The organism is Curtobacterium sp. 1544 (assembly GCF_040544915.1).
Classification (GTDB): domain Bacteria; phylum Actinomycetota; class Actinomycetes; order Actinomycetales; family Microbacteriaceae; genus Curtobacterium; species Curtobacterium pusillum_C.
The window spans coordinates 1-13143 of record NZ_JBEPKX010000040.1 but is presented as its reverse complement, the minus strand read 5'-3'; the positions used below and the strand labels follow the sequence as shown (position 1 = coordinate 13143).

Genomic DNA, 13143 nt, shown 5'->3' with positions numbered 1-13143 from the left:
GGCTCGGGGGTCGTGATCAGGGGACGATCAGGGTGAACCCCGATGGTGCCCGTCGTCGGCTGCCACGATGCTGGTGGCCATGACACAACAGGACACCGGCGGCCCCGCGTCGGCGACACGGTTCTTCGACTGGATCCGGGGCATCCACGTCACCCGTTCCGACGACCGCTGGCTCGCCGGCGTGTGCGGTGCCGTCGCCGACCGGACGGGCCTCGACCCGCTCGTGGTCCGCGGCGTCGCGATCGTCGTGGCGCTCCTCGGCGGCCCGGTGTTCCTCGCCTACGCGGCGGGGTGGGCGCTGCTGCCGGACTCGTCCGGACGGATCCACGTCGAGCGGATGGTCCGCGGCGTGCTCGACCCGGCGCTCATCGCCATCGGGGTCCTCGTCGTGCTGACCTTCGTGCCGGCCGTCCAGGGCATCTGGTGGCAGGGCGTCCCGGTGGCGTGGGGGATGCCCGGTTGGCTCTCCGCCACGCTCGGCACCGCCTGGACGATCGCCCTCGTCGGCTGTGCGGTGTGGCTCGTGGTGGTCCTGGCACGTCGCGGCTCGCAGCCGTCCGACACCGACCCCGCCGACGCCGACGCCGGCGCGCGGCGCGACTTCTGGACGAGCGCCGACGAGCCCGCGCCGATGCCGACACCGACACCGACACCGACATCGACGGACTGGACCGGCGCGGCGGACCGCCACCGTCAGCACGTCGACCGGATGCGCGCCGAGCGCGAACGGGCGGCGGAACGACGTGCGAAGCGGTCCGAGCGGCTCCCCGGTGCCGCGTTCGTCGCCGTGAGCGTCGGCCTCGCACTCGTCGCCGGTGCCGGCGTCGCGGTCTGGGCGCAGCAGACCGACCTGCCGGTCCCTGTGCTCGGGATCGCGGCCGCCGTCGCGGTGCTCGCGGTGGCGACCATCGTGGCGGGCATCCGCGGACGGGAGAGCGGTGGACTCGGACTGTTCGCCACCATCGGGGTCGTCGCGCTGGTCGTCACGGGTGTGCTGCCGGGCGGCACGCAGCTCTCGGTCATCGGCGGGACCACCTGGCGGGTGGACGACGTCGGGCAGGGGGCCGAGCGGAACTACGCGATGGTGGTCGGCGGACCCACGCTCGACCTCCGCGGGCTCGGCGAGTCCGGCGGTGGCGGGCAGGTGAACCTCTGGCTCGGTGCCGGGGGAGCCGAGGTGCTGCTGCCGACGGACGCGCCGGTGCGCGTGCAGGTGAGCGGCGTCGGGTACGGCGTCGACCTCCACCCGGACGACGACGCGGACGACAGCCTCGGCGGCGTGCTCGGCACGACGACCGTGGAGAACCGGGCAGCGCGGTCGGCGGACGCTGCGGACATCACGACCGTGCACGTGTGGGTCGTCGGCGGTGGCGTCGACGTCCCGCGCGGCCTGGCCGTCGACCAGTGAGGAACGAGACGATGACGAACGACGAGACCACCCCGGTCGACCAGACCACCCCGATGGGCGAGACCGCCCCGATGGGCGAGACCGCCCCGGCGCCCGGCCCACGTCGCACCCCGCGCTTCGGCACGATCTTCTGGGGCGTCGTGCTCCTGGTCTTCGCCGCGGCGATGGCCGTGACCGCCCTGCCGTGGTTCGACGTCGACCCGACGACACTCCTGCTCGGTGCCTGCCTGGCTGCCGGGGTCCTGCTCGTGGTGGCCGGTGTCGCCGCGGTGATCGCGAGACCACGGCGCTGAGACGGCCTACGATCGTCTCCGTGACCGCGACTGACTCCGAGCGGGCCGCGGAACGCGACGCGACCGAGCCGTCCCCCGACCGCTCCACCCGGGTGCGCCGCTGGATGCTGCAGGGATCCGACCAGGGTGCCTCCCACCAGGGACCCCACCAGGTCGAGGTCGAGAAGACCCACTCGTGGTGGCGGGTGATGTGCCTGACCGGCGTCGACTACTTCTCGACGCTCGGGTACCAGCCCGCGATCGCCGCCCTGGCCGCCGGGCTCCTCTCGCCGATCGCGACGATCGTCCTCGTGCTCGTCACGCTGTTCGGGGCCCTGCCCGTGTACCGCCGGGTGGCCCAGGACAGCTTCCGGGGCGCCGGGTCGATCATGATGCTCGAGAAGCTCCTGCCCTGGTGGGCCGGGAAGCTCTTCGTGCTCGTGCTGCTCGGGTTCGCCGTGACGGACTTCATGATCACGATGACCCTGTCGGCGGCGGACGCCACGGCGCACATCGCGGAGAACCCGTACACGCCGCACTGGTTCACCGAGATCCCGGTGCCCCTCACCCTCGCGCTGCTGCTCCTGCTCGGCATCGTGTTCCTCCGCGGGTTCAAGGAGGCGATCGGGATCGCGGTGGCGCTCGTCGGGGTGTTCCTCGCCCTCAACGCGATCGTCGTCGTGGTCGCCCTCTGGCACGTGTTCGAGCACCCGATGGTGGCGAGCGACTGGTGGGGCGGCCTCACGGCGCAGCACAGCAACCCGCTCGTGATGATCGGCATCGCCCTCGTCGTCTTCCCGAAGCTCGCGCTGGGCCTGTCCGGGTTCGAGACCGGCGTCGCGGTCATGCCGCAGGTGCGCGGTGACGCGTCCGACGACACGAGTGCCCGACCGGAGGGCCGGATCCGCGGTACGAAGCGCCTGCTGACCGTCGCCGCGGTGATCATGAGCTCGTTCCTCATCACCTCGTCGATCGTGACGACCTTCCTCATCCCGCAGCACGAGTTCCAGCCGGGCGGTGGGGCGAACGGTCGAGCGTTGGCGTACCTCGCGCACGAGTACCTCGGTGGCGTGTTCGGCTCCGTCTACGACTTCTCGACCGTCGCGATCCTGTGGTTCGCCGGTGCGAGCGCGATGGCCGGCCTGCTCAACCTCGTGCCCCGTTTCCTGCCCCGCTACGGCATGGCACCACAGTGGGCTCGGGCGACCCGACCGCTCGTCATCATCTTCACGCTCATCGCCTTCCTCATCACGATCGTCTTCCAGGCGAACGTCGACGCGCAGGGCGGCGCCTACGCCACCGGCGTGCTCGTCCTCATCACGAGCGCCGCCGTCGCGGTGACCCTGTCGGCCCGGCGCAAGCAGCAGAAGAAGCGCACCATCGGCTTCGGGATCATCACGGTCGTGTTCGTCTACACGACCATCGCGAACGTCATCGAGCGGCCGGACGGCGTCCGGATCGCAGCGATCTTCATCATCGCGATCGTCGTGGTGTCCCTGGTCTCCCGTGTCCGCCGGTCGTTCGAGCTCCGCGCGTCGTCGATCGAGCTGGACGCCACCGCACGGCAGTTCATCGAGGCCGACGCCGACCAGTTCAGCTCCGTCTGCATCATCGCGAACGAACCGGGCGCCGGCACGGCCGAGGCGTACCGGTCGAAGGGCCGCGAGGAACGCCGCGACTCCGGCATCCCCGCCCGCGTGCCGACGATGTTCCTCGAGGTGCTGCCCGCCGACTCCTCCGACTTCGAGGAGGACCTCGTCGTCGAGGGACACGTCATCCACGGCCACCGCGTGCTCAAGGTCCGCTCCGGCAACGTGCCGAACACCATCGCCTCGACCCTCCTGGCGATCCGGGACATCGCCGGGGTCGTCCCGAGCATCTACTTCGAGTGGAACGAGGGCAGCCCGATCCGGAACGCGATCCGCTTCGTGTTCACCGGTGCCGGCGACGTCGCCCCCGTCACCCGTGAGGTCCTCCGCGAAGCCGAACCCGACGTGAACCGCCGACCGAGCGTCCACGTGTCGTGACGGGCGGGGCGGACGCGAGCCGTGCCTCCAGGCCGGTCGGCGGGATCGCCGCAGTCGTCGTCGCCGCTGCCGTCTGGGGGACCACCGGGACCGCGACGCACTTCGCGCCGGGCGTGCCGGCCTTCGTCTTCGGTGCGGTGACGTTCGGACTCGGAGGGATCGTGCTCGCCCTCGGAGCGGGCAGTGGCACGCTCCGCGCGGTGGCCGACCCGGCGGCCCGGCGCTGGGTCCTGCTCGGCGCGGTCTCGCTCGTCGTCTACGCGGTCGCGTTCTACGCGGCCCTCGCCGACGCTGGCGTCGCGCTGGGCACGACCGTGGCCATCGGGTCGTCTCCCGTGTTCGCGGGACTCATCGAGTGGGCGGCGGACGGGAGGCGCGTCACACGTCGGTGGGTCGTCGCCACCCTGGTCAGCGTGGTCGGCATGGTCGTCGTGACGCTCGCGCGGTCGGAGGGCTCCGGACCAGGAGGCTCCCTCGTGCTCGGCCTCGGGAGCGCGCTGCTGGCGGGCCTGACCTACGCGTCGTACTCCTGGGCGGTCGCGCGGGGCATGCACGCGGTGTCCGCTCCGGTCGCGCTGCCGGGTGGCGCGTCCGTGGCGGATCGTGCGTCCCTGCCGGGCGAGCGTGGGCTCGTGGGCGCGGTGTTCGGACTCGCGGCGGTCCCGCTCGTGGTCCTCGCCGTCGTGGGCGGGCAGGCGTCGCTCGGGGTCGCGTCGAACTGGCCGGTGTTCGTGTACCTGGCGCTCGTGCCGACGGTGCTCGGGCACTCGCTGTACGCGGTCGGGCTGCGGTCCGTGAGCGCCTCGGTCGCGACGCTGCTCTCGTTGCTCGAGCCCGTCGTGGCCGCGGTGCTCGCCGTGCTGGTGGTGGGCGAGCACCTCGGTACCGGCGGGTGGGTCGGCATCGGGCTGGTGGTCGTCGGGTTGGCGGTCCTGGCCGTGCCGCCACGGCGGAGGACGGCTAGTCGCCGATGATCTGGTCGCGCACCTTCCGCCGCAGCACCTTGCCGATCATCGAGCGCGGCAGGTCCTGCACCACGACGACCCGGCGCGGCACCTTGTAGGCAGCCAGGTGGTCCCGCGACCAGGCCCGGAGTGCGTCCGCGTCGAAGGTCGCCGGGTCCTTCGGCACCACGGCGGCGACGACCTGCTCGTTGCCTGCCTGCGTGATGCCGACGACCGCGACCTCCTTGACGCTGGGGTGCTTGAGGAGGGCGTCCTCGACCTCGGACGGGGAGACGTTGAAGCCGCCCGTGATGATGAGCTCCTTGAGGCGGTCGACGATCCGGACGTACCCGTCGGCGCCGATCGACACGACGTCGCCGGTGCGGAACCAGCCGTCGGACGTGAAGACCTCGTCGGTCGCCTCCGCCTTGCCCCAGTACCCGCGGAACACCTGGGGACCGCGCACCTGGAGCTCGCCGGGCTCGTCGGTGCCGAGCACCTTCGTCGGGTCGTCCGGGTCGGCCACCCGTGCCTCGGTGGAGGACAGCGGCAGCCCGATCGAACCGAGCCGGCGGTCGGGGGACACCGGGTTCGCCATCAGCACGGGGGAGCACTCCGACAGGCCGTAGCCCTCGACGAGGTAGCCGCCGGTGCGGGCCTCCCACGGTTCGACGACGTCGGCCGACAGCGGCATGGCGCCCGAGATGCCGATCTCGATGCCCTCGAGCGAGACCTTCGCCGAGTCCGCCGCGTGCTGCAGCCGAGCGTAGATCGGGGGCACGGCCGGCAGGAACGTCGGCGGGTGCTTCTTCATCGCCGCGAGGACGAGCGCCGGGTCGAACGCCGGGAAGAGCACCAGGCGCGAGGCCATGCTCATCGCGAAGGTCAGGCACAGCGTCAGGCCGTACGCGTGGAACATCGGCAGCACCGCGTACACGACGTTGTCGCCGCGGCGGATCTGCGGCACCCACGCCCGGGCCTGGGCCGCGTTCGCGATCAGGTTCCGGTGCGTCAGCACGGCGCCCTTCGGGACACCGGTCGTGCCGGACGTGTACTGGATGAGCGCGACGTCGTCCGTCGTCGGGCGCGGGTGCCGCTTCGACAGCTTCCGGTTCGACACGAGGTCGTCCCACTTCGTCGTCCCACGCACCTTCGTCGTCAGCTTGGCGCGGGACTCGCGGGCCTTGGCGACGGGCAGCGACAGGGCGATCCGGGTGCCGCGGGGCATCGCCCGGGTGAGGTCGACCGAGACGATCGCGTCGAGCTTCACGTCGGTGGGGAAGTCCTGCAGCGTCGCGACGGACTTGTCCCACGCGATCGCGACCTTCGCGCCGTGGTCCTCGAACTGGTGGCGGAGCTCCCGCGGCGTGTACAGCGGGTTGTGCTCGACGACGATCGCCCCGAGCCGGAGCACGGCGTAGAAGGCGACGATGTGCTGCGGGCAGTTCGGCAGGACGATCGCCACCCGGTCACCGGCCGTGACCCCGAGCTTCCGCAGCCCGTTCGCCGCGCGGCCGATCTGCTCCTGCAGTTCCGCGTAGCTCGTGGTGCGCTTGAAGAACTCCAGCGCGACCTGCTTCGGGAAGCGCCTGGCGGACTCCTCCACGATGTCGGAGAGGGAACCCGTGGGCTCCTCGATGTCGTGCGGGACCCCCGGGGCGTACGAGGCAAGCCAGGGACGAGGCGTGTCGATGCTCACGGGTCCCAACCTAGCGGGCCGTCCGTGCCGACCGTCCGGCGCACGGTCAGGGCGTGTTGTCAGGGGCAGGACGGACGATGACCGCATGCCGTCCGTCGCCGATGCCTTCCGCTCCCGTCTCAACGACACGTTCACCGGGGGCGCCACGGAGCGCCCGGCCTGGATCGACGAGCTCGAACAGGGCACCGACGCCGGCTACTTCGGCCCCGGTTCCGCCACCTGGTCGGTGCACGGCGGCCGGCAGACGATCCTCGCCGGGGTCCGCGCGCTGCTCGTCCAGGCACTGCACCCCGGGGCGCTCGCCGGGGTCGCCGACCACTCCCGGTACCGCGAGGACCCGTTCGGACGCCTCGCCGGCACGATCCGGTGGATCTACACGGTGTCGCACGGTGACACCGCGGCGGCCGACGGAGCGAGTGCCTGGGTGCGGAAGCTGCACGAGCGGGTCCGCGGGGAGTACGTCGACGGCCACGGGGTGACGAAGCCGTACGCCGCGAACGACCCGGACCTCGCGCGGTGGGTGCACCTCGCCTTCACCGATGCCTTCCTCCGCAGCGCCCAGCTCTGGGGCGAACCCATCCCGGGAGGCGCCGACGCCTACGTCCGCGAGTGGGCGATCGCCGGGCGGCTCATGGGCGTGGCAGATGCACCGGAGTCGGACGCCGAGCTCCGCGAGCAGATGAACGGGTACCTCGACCGCGGGGAACTCGCCGTGACCGCGCGCACGCTGGACGTCGTCCGCTTCATCAAGGACCCGCCGCTCGCGTACATGCTGCGGCCCGGGTACCGCGCACTCTTCGGTGGTGCGGTCGCGTCGCTCGACCCGCGGCACCGCTCGATGCTCCGGCTGCGGACGCCGGCGGTGGGGCCGGTCGAGTTCCCGGTGCAGCGGACAGCGGGCCTCGTGCTCGACGGCATCGGTGCCGTGCTCGGTCACCAACCGGGGACGGAGCGCGCGGCGCTCGTCCGGATCGCGCGGCTGGACAGCGCGCACCGGGCTCCGGACGCAACCGTCTGACGGACGGAAGGCACGGTGCCAGCTGGCACCGCGCCTCCAGGCCGACTGGCGGGTGCGTCAGAAACCGGACGGCACCCGGGGTGTGTACGCGGACTCGAGTCGCGTCACCTCGTCGTCGGTGAGCGTGATCGCCGTTGCGGCGACCGCGTCGTCGATGTGGTGCTCCTTCGTCGCGCCGACGATCGGGGCGCTCACCGCCGGCTGCCGCATCACCCACGCGAGGGCGATCTGCGCCATGCTCGCGCCGTGGGCCTCCGCGACCTGCTGCACCGCGTCGACGATCGCTCGGTTGGCGGCCTCGTCCTGCCGGTAGAGCGTCTTGCCGAACTCGTCGGTGTCCGCTCGGCTGCCCGAGCCCTGCGCATCCCACGGCCGCGTGAGCTTGCCGCGGGCGAGAGGGCTCCACGGGATCACACCGACGCCGGTGTGCTCGCAGAAGGGGTGCATCTCGCGCTCCTCCTCGCGTTCGAGGAGGTTGTACTGGTCCTGCATGCTCACGAACCGCGTCCAGCCGTGCCGCTCGGCGACGTGCTGCATCTCGGCGAACTGCCACGCCCACATGCTGCTCGCGCCGATGTAGCGGGCCTTGCCGGCCTTGACGACGTCGTGCAGGGCCTCCATCGTCTCCTCGACCGGGGTGAGCGGGTCGAAACGGTGGATCTGGTACAGGTCGACGTAGTCCGTGCCGAGCCGGGTGAGCGACGCGTCGATCTCGTGCATGATCGCGGCGCGGGACAGCCCGGCGCCGTTCCTGCCCGGTCGCATCCGGTTGAAGACCTTCGTGAAGACCTGGACGTCCTCGCGCGGGGCGAGTTCCTCGAGGAGGGTTCCGGTGATCTCCTCGGAGCTGCCGGCCGAGTACACGTTGGCGGTGTCGAACGTCGTGATGCCGGCCTCGAAGGCGCGGCGGACGAACGGCCGGGCCTCGTCGATGCCGACGCTCCAGGGGTGGGCGCCGCGGTCGGGGTCGCCGTAGGACATCATGCCGAGGACGACGCTGCTGATCTCGAGGCCGGTGGCGCCGAGGCGGGTGGTCGCTGCTGCTGCCGGGCGGGCCTTTTCTGCGCCCGGTCCGGCTTGTCCGGTCTCCGGGCGGGCCTTTTCGGTTTCGGTCTCGGTCTCGGTTTCGGCCTCGCTCGATCGGGCGTTTTCGTCTGCGGTCATGCGCTCACCCTGGCATCGCGTCCTGTGACGGCGAGGAGGCGGACCTGGAGCGGGGCGTCGTCGCCGACCTCGACCGGGGCAGCGTAGAGACCAGTGGCCGCGAGGTCCTCGATCTGCGGCTCGAAGTACTCCCACACTGCGCGCACGAGCTCGTCCGGGAGGGACTCGTCGGACCCGGTCGCGCGGGCGAGGTCCCACGTGTGGATGGTGATGTCGCTCGTCTGCTCCGTGAGGTACTCGCCGGCCGGCACGACGTCCGTGCTGAGGTGCACCGGAACGTCAGCGGGCGTATTCCGCCACGCTTCGGTCGCTGCCGTAGCGAACTTCGCCCACTCGGCGGCGAGGTCCTCGCCGATCGACTCGAGGTCCGCCTCGGCCTGGGCGTAGTCGCACCCCGTGAGGAGCTTCGGGATCCAGCGCTGCTCGTCGACGACGTGCTGCACGAGGTCGCGGGTGGTCCACTCGGAGTCGGGAGTGGAGGCGTCCCAGTCCGTCACGGCAGCGACGCGGCGGCCGAACTCGGCTGCCGCGAGGGCCTGCAACGCGATCCAGTCGGTGGCCATTGTGGTGCTCCTGTTCGTGGGGGTGTTTCGGCTGCGGGGTGTCTCGTGTTCGGGGTGGTGCTGGTGCTCGTGCTCGTCCGTGCTTGTGCTTGTGCTTGTGCTTGTGCTTGTCTCCGGAGTGTTCGGACGCGCGAGCGGGCTTTCCCTGCAACCGCCCGCCGAGGATCTCGATTCCCCGAGCCGCCGCCGAGCGGGCGAAATGCGTGGGTGTGTCCTCACGCTACTGCGCGCCGGGGGTGCCGAGCGGGCGAAGTCCATCCGTACCTACCGGAGATCCCGACGAGTTCCGCCCGCTCGCGCATCGGAGGCCCGCGCCGGGCCGCGCTGACCCGGTGTGGGTGCGCCCCCGCGAAGCTTCGTCGTTCCCGGACCTCGATCCGTGGGCTCTGGCGATGCGACCGGGCGAAATGCATCGCGGATGGTTGGGGGCTCCGACCGAAATCACCCACTCGACGTACGCGGTTTGGACGTTGACGCAGGAGTCGAGTGCCCTCGGGCGGAAGGGGCATGCTCCCGTCGGGGGCCGGACCCGATCGAGTGGGCGAAATCCTCCCAATCCCGGACTGGAGCGGTGTGTGTTTCGCCCGCTCGCGGAGCCCACAAGCCCGTGTACCCCGTGCACCCCGTGCACCCGCACCCCGCCCGCACCCCCGCACGACGAACGGCCCGGCTCCAGAGGAGGAGCCGGGCCGTTTGCCTCGGGTACTGCATGGTGCTGCGGTTCGGTGCCCTCAGGTCATGCGCATCGCACGGACCCGCGGGTCAGGAGTCCGACGGGTGTCAGGCCGCCTGGAGGACGAACTGCACGTCGAGGTTGATCGTGACGTCGTTGCCGAGCGTGAAGCCACCGGCCTCGAGCGCAGCGTTCCAGTTCACGCCGAACTCGGTGCGGTCGATCTTCGTCGTCGCCTCGGCGCCGAACTTGACCTGGCCGTAGCCATCGGTCGTGAAGCCGCCGAGCTCGGCCTTGAGGACGACCGGCTTGGTGACGCCGCGCAGGGTGAGGTCGCCCGCGATGTGCAGGTCGTCGCCCTTGGCCTCGATGCCCGTCGAGCGGAAGGTGAGCTGCGGGTGCTCCTCGGTGAGGAAGAAGTCGCTCGTCTTGAGGTGCTGGTCGCGCTGCTCCTGGCCGGTGTTGATCGACGCGACGTCGATGTTCGCCTCGACGGTCGACTCGAGCGGGTTCTCGGCGGTGACGACGGTGGCGTCGAACGTCTCGAACTTGCCCTTGACCTTGCTGATCGCGAGGTGACGGACCGAGAAGGTGACCTCGGAGTGCGTGGGGTCGATCTTCCAAGTGCCGGTCTGGTAGCCGGGGATGGTGGTGGCGGTGAGCGTCATGGTGACTCCTTCGAAGCGTGTGGTCTGCGTTCCCGAGCAGGCGTCGGGCGGAACCCCAGTTCCATGCGCCTGCATCGAACCTGATGCTAGCCCATTGTGCACCCATTTGGTTGAAGCGTCAACCAATGTTCACCCTGATGTCGCGAGCCGACGTGTCGGGCGCGGGTCGTGCCTCCCGGCCGGCACCCCGTTGATCAGGCGGCGGACCCGCGCGACGAACACCTCGACGTCCGCGCCGACGTCGTCGGCGGTGGCGCGGACGAGCCACCAACCGACGTCCTTCAGGTACTCACCGCGGGTGAGGTCTTTGCGGAACGTGCGATCGTCCGTGCGGTGCAGGTCGCTCTCGTACTCGATCGCCACCCGGGCTGCCGGGTAGGCGAGGTCCACGCACGCGACCCATCGCCCGTCGACGACGACGTCGTGGTTCAGCGCGGGCTGCGGGAGGCCCCGGCGCGTCAGTGCCAATCGCAGGCGTGTTTCACCCGGCGACCGCGAACCGGGCCTGATCTCCTCGAGCGCTGCGCGGACCCGGCGGATGCCCCGCGCGCCGCGGTACCGACGGGCTGCGGCGACGAGTTCGTCCCGGTCGCACCAGCCGAGCCACCCGACGAGCGCGTCGCCGACCACGATCAACTCGTCACGGCTGAGCATCGTCGCCAGGGCGATGAAGGTGTCCGCCGGGTGGGTGAGCGCGGCTGTGCCCGAGTGGACGGTTCGGACTCGTCCGCGGCGCGCGCGGTGTCCGACCGTGCCGCGGACCCGGATCGCCTGGTCGGTCCCGAGGGTCGTCACGTGGAGACGGGGATCGCGTTCGAGGCGGCGCGGGAGGGGGATGCCGAGGATCGCAGCGGCCGTGGTGTGACTGAACGCCTGGTCGGGGCGGAGTCGGGGGAGGACTGCTCGTGCGCGTTGCTCGTGGGTCGTCGGGCGGGTCCACGACCGGATGCCGTGGAAGGGGCGGAGGAGTGCACGGGAGCGGAGGCGGCCGGCGCTGACACCGCGGTGGAGGGCCTCCCGGACGCGGAACGGGCGGCCCCGGAGGGCCATCGGGAACGTCGCCTCGAGCTGCATGGGGACAGCGTTGCGGGGACGGTCGCCGGGCGGGGTGCTCGTCGGTGCATCTGTGGATGCAGCTGGGCGGCGGCGGATTGTGGAGGGACAATCCCGCCTGGATGCGCGGTGCGAGCGGGTGGAAAGCGTCCGGCCCCGGGGCGGTTGCGTGGGTATACCGCCCGCTCGCGGTCCGCGGGACGGCCAGACCTGGAGGCGCGGTGCGAGCGGGTCGAAACCGTCCGGTCCCGGGGCGGTCGGGTGGGTATACCGCCCGCTCGCGGGCGGCGGGACGGCAAGGCCGGGAGGCGCGGTGCGAGCGGGTGGAAACCGTCCGGTCCCGGGGCGGTCGCGTGGGTATACCGCCCGCTCGCGAACGCACCGCGCCCGGCCGAGAACGCCAGCCACCCGCACCGCCCCACGCCGCACCCGCGGCAGGTACTCGCACGGCCCCTCACCCGACCCGGAAGACCGATAGCGTCGACACCATGGAATTCAGGTACCTGGGCAACTCCGGACTCAAGATCTCCGAGATCACCTACGGCAACTGGCTGACGCACGGCTCGCAGGTCGAGAACGACGTCGCCACCCAGTGCGTTCGGGCAGCGCTCGACGCCGGCATCACCACGTTCGACACCGCCGACACGTACGCCAACACGGCGGCCGAGACGGTCCTCGGCGAGGCACTCAAGGGTGAGCGTCGCCAGTCGCTGGAGATCTTCACGAAGGTCTACTGGCCGACCGGGCCGAAGGGTCACAACGACACCGGCCTCAGCCGGAAGCACATCATGGAGTCGATCGACGGCTCGCTCGAGCGTCTGCAGACCGACTACGTCGACCTCTACCAGGCGCACCGCTACGACCACGAGACCCCGCTCGAGGAGACGATGCAGGCCTTCGCCGACGTCGTCCGCCAGGGCAAGGCGCTCTACATCGGCGTCAGCGAGTGGAACGCCGAGCAGATCCGCGCGGGTGCGGCGCTGGCGAAGGAACTCGGCTTCCAGCTCATCTCGAACCAGCCCCAGTACTCGATGCTGTGGCGGGTCATCGAGGGCGAGGTCGTCCCGGCCTCGAAGCAGCTCGGTCTGTCGCAGATCGTCTGGTCGCCCATCGCCCAGGGCGTGCTCACCGGCAAGTACAAGCCCGGTCAGCCGCTCCCCGAGGGCTCGCGCGCCACGGACGAGAAGGGCGGCGCCGACATGATCAAGCGGTTCATGCGCGACGAGGTCCTCGAGGCCGTCCAGCGCCTCCAGCCCGTCGCCGACCAGGCCGGGCTCACGCTCGCCCAGCTCGCGATCGCGTGGACGCTCCAGAACGAGAACGTCGCGAGTGCGATCGTCGGCGCCTCGCGTCCGGAGCAGGTCACCGACAACGTGAAGGCTGCGGGCGTCACGCTCGACGCCGACGCGCTCGCCGCGATCGACGCGGCACTGGGGGACATCCCGGAACGCGACGCGTCGAAGACGGTCAGCCCGGCGTCGCGCCCCGCGTAAGCGCGACCAGCCCCGGACTGGAGGCGGGGGGGGCCCGGGGGCCCCCCCCCCCCCCCCGGGGGGGGGGGGGGGGGGGGCCGCCCCCCCCCGGCGGGGGGGGGGGGGGGGGGGCGGGGGTGGGCAACCCCCCCCGGGGGGCGGGGGGGGGGGGGCGGGGGGCC

11 protein-coding genes are annotated in these 13143 nt (G+C 71.6%); 6 read left to right on the top strand and 5 right to left on the bottom strand.

Annotated features, from left to right (window positions below; translation table 11 throughout):
• The first annotated feature begins 79 nt into the window (after positions 1-79).
• The 4 genes from ABIC61_RS17395 to ABIC61_RS17380 are packed head-to-tail and all read left to right on the top strand — an operon-like array spanning position 80 to position 4681.
• A complete protein-coding gene (locus ABIC61_RS17395) occupies positions 80-1408 on the top strand; it encodes a PspC domain-containing protein (protein WP_354030918.1) in 1329 nt (442 codons plus the stop codon).
• Positions 1409-1419: 11 nt separating this feature from the next.
• Positions 1420-1701 carry a hypothetical protein gene (locus ABIC61_RS17390; protein WP_186322034.1) on the top strand — a complete coding sequence of 94 codons (282 nt, stop codon included), beginning with the start codon at positions 1420-1422 and terminating at the stop codon, positions 1699-1701.
• Positions 1702-1721: 20 nt separating this feature from the next.
• The gene (locus tag ABIC61_RS17385; RefSeq protein ID WP_354030917.1) at positions 1722-3707 is read left to right on the top strand and encodes an APC family permease; all 1986 of its coding nucleotides are present in this window, start codon (positions 1722-1724) and stop codon (positions 3705-3707) included.
• Positions 3704-4681 (top strand): DMT family transporter, encoded by a 978-nt coding sequence (locus ABIC61_RS17380; protein ID WP_354030916.1) that lies wholly within the window; start codon positions 3704-3706, stop codon positions 4679-4681. The genes ABIC61_RS17385 and ABIC61_RS17380 overlap by 4 nt, the downstream gene beginning before the upstream one ends.
• Here the strand turns inward: ABIC61_RS17380 and ABIC61_RS17375 are convergent.
• On the bottom strand, positions 4668-6350 hold the full coding sequence (locus ABIC61_RS17375) for a long-chain-fatty-acid--CoA ligase (RefSeq protein WP_354030915.1): 1683 nt from the start codon (positions 6348-6350) through the stop codon (positions 4668-4670). The genes ABIC61_RS17380 and ABIC61_RS17375 overlap by 14 nt on opposite strands.
• Positions 6351-6435: 85 nt before the next feature.
• Here ABIC61_RS17375 and ABIC61_RS17370 point away from each other — a divergent pair, with 85 nt between their 5' ends.
• Positions 6436-7368, top strand: coding sequence for an oxygenase MpaB family protein (locus ABIC61_RS17370; protein ID WP_354030914.1), 933 nt, complete (start codon positions 6436-6438; stop codon positions 7366-7368).
• A gap of 57 nt (positions 7369-7425) precedes the next feature.
• Here the strand turns inward: ABIC61_RS17370 and ABIC61_RS17365 are convergent, their stop codons facing one another.
• The 4 genes from ABIC61_RS17365 to ABIC61_RS17350 all read right to left on the bottom strand — a co-directional run bounded on the left by ABIC61_RS17365 (position 7426) and on the right by ABIC61_RS17350 (position 11510).
• A complete protein-coding gene (locus tag ABIC61_RS17365; protein ID WP_354030939.1) occupies positions 7426-8352 on the bottom strand; it encodes an aldo/keto reductase in 927 nt (308 codons plus the stop codon).
• Positions 8353-8528: 176 nt separating this feature from the next.
• On the bottom strand, positions 8529-9095 hold the full coding sequence (locus ABIC61_RS17360) for a TIGR03086 family metal-binding protein (RefSeq protein ID WP_354030913.1): 567 nt from the start codon (positions 9093-9095) through the stop codon (positions 8529-8531).
• A 780-nt stretch (positions 9096-9875) separates the two neighbouring features.
• Positions 9876-10436, bottom strand: a complete 561-nt coding sequence (locus ABIC61_RS17355; RefSeq protein ID WP_354030912.1) for a YceI family protein — start codon at positions 10434-10436, stop codon at positions 9876-9878.
• Between the two features lie 129 nt (positions 10437-10565).
• Positions 10566-11510: a putative endonuclease domain-containing protein gene (locus ABIC61_RS17350; RefSeq protein WP_354030911.1), complete on the bottom strand. Its 945-nt coding sequence runs from the start codon at positions 11508-11510 to the stop codon at positions 10566-10568.
• A gap of 467 nt (positions 11511-11977) precedes the next feature.
• On the opposite strand from ABIC61_RS17350, the gene ABIC61_RS17345 reads away from it, so the two are divergent.
• Positions 11978-12982 (top strand): aldo/keto reductase family protein, encoded by a 1005-nt coding sequence (locus ABIC61_RS17345; protein ID WP_354030910.1) that lies wholly within the window; start codon positions 11978-11980, stop codon positions 12980-12982.
• Positions 12983-13143: the final 161 nt, after the last annotated feature.

Excerpts from the sequence above, each read along its gene's own strand:
- ABIC61_RS17395 (WP_354030918.1), top strand. The coding sequence starts at position 80 with ATGACACAACAGGACACCGGCGGCCCCGCGTCGGCGACACGGTTCTTC.
- ABIC61_RS17390 (WP_186322034.1), top strand. The coding sequence starts at position 1,420 with ATGACGAACGACGAGACCACCCCGGTCGACCAGACCACCCCGATGGGC.
- ABIC61_RS17370 (WP_354030914.1), top strand. The coding sequence starts at position 6,436 with ATGCCGTCCGTCGCCGATGCCTTCCGCTCCCGTCTCAACGACACGTTC.
- ABIC61_RS17365 (WP_354030939.1), bottom strand. The coding sequence starts at position 8,352 with ATGATGTCCTACGGCGACCCCGACCGCGGCGCCCACCCCTGGAGCGTC.
- ABIC61_RS17360 (WP_354030913.1), bottom strand. The coding sequence starts at position 9,095 with ATGGCCACCGACTGGATCGCGTTGCAGGCCCTCGCGGCAGCCGAGTTC.
- ABIC61_RS17355 (WP_354030912.1), bottom strand. The coding sequence starts at position 10,436 with ATGACGCTCACCGCCACCACCATCCCCGGCTACCAGACCGGCACTTGG.
- ABIC61_RS17350 (WP_354030911.1), bottom strand. The coding sequence starts at position 11,510 with ATGCAGCTCGAGGCGACGTTCCCGATGGCCCTCCGGGGCCGCCCGTTC.
- ABIC61_RS17345 (WP_354030910.1), top strand. The coding sequence starts at position 11,978 with ATGGAATTCAGGTACCTGGGCAACTCCGGACTCAAGATCTCCGAGATC.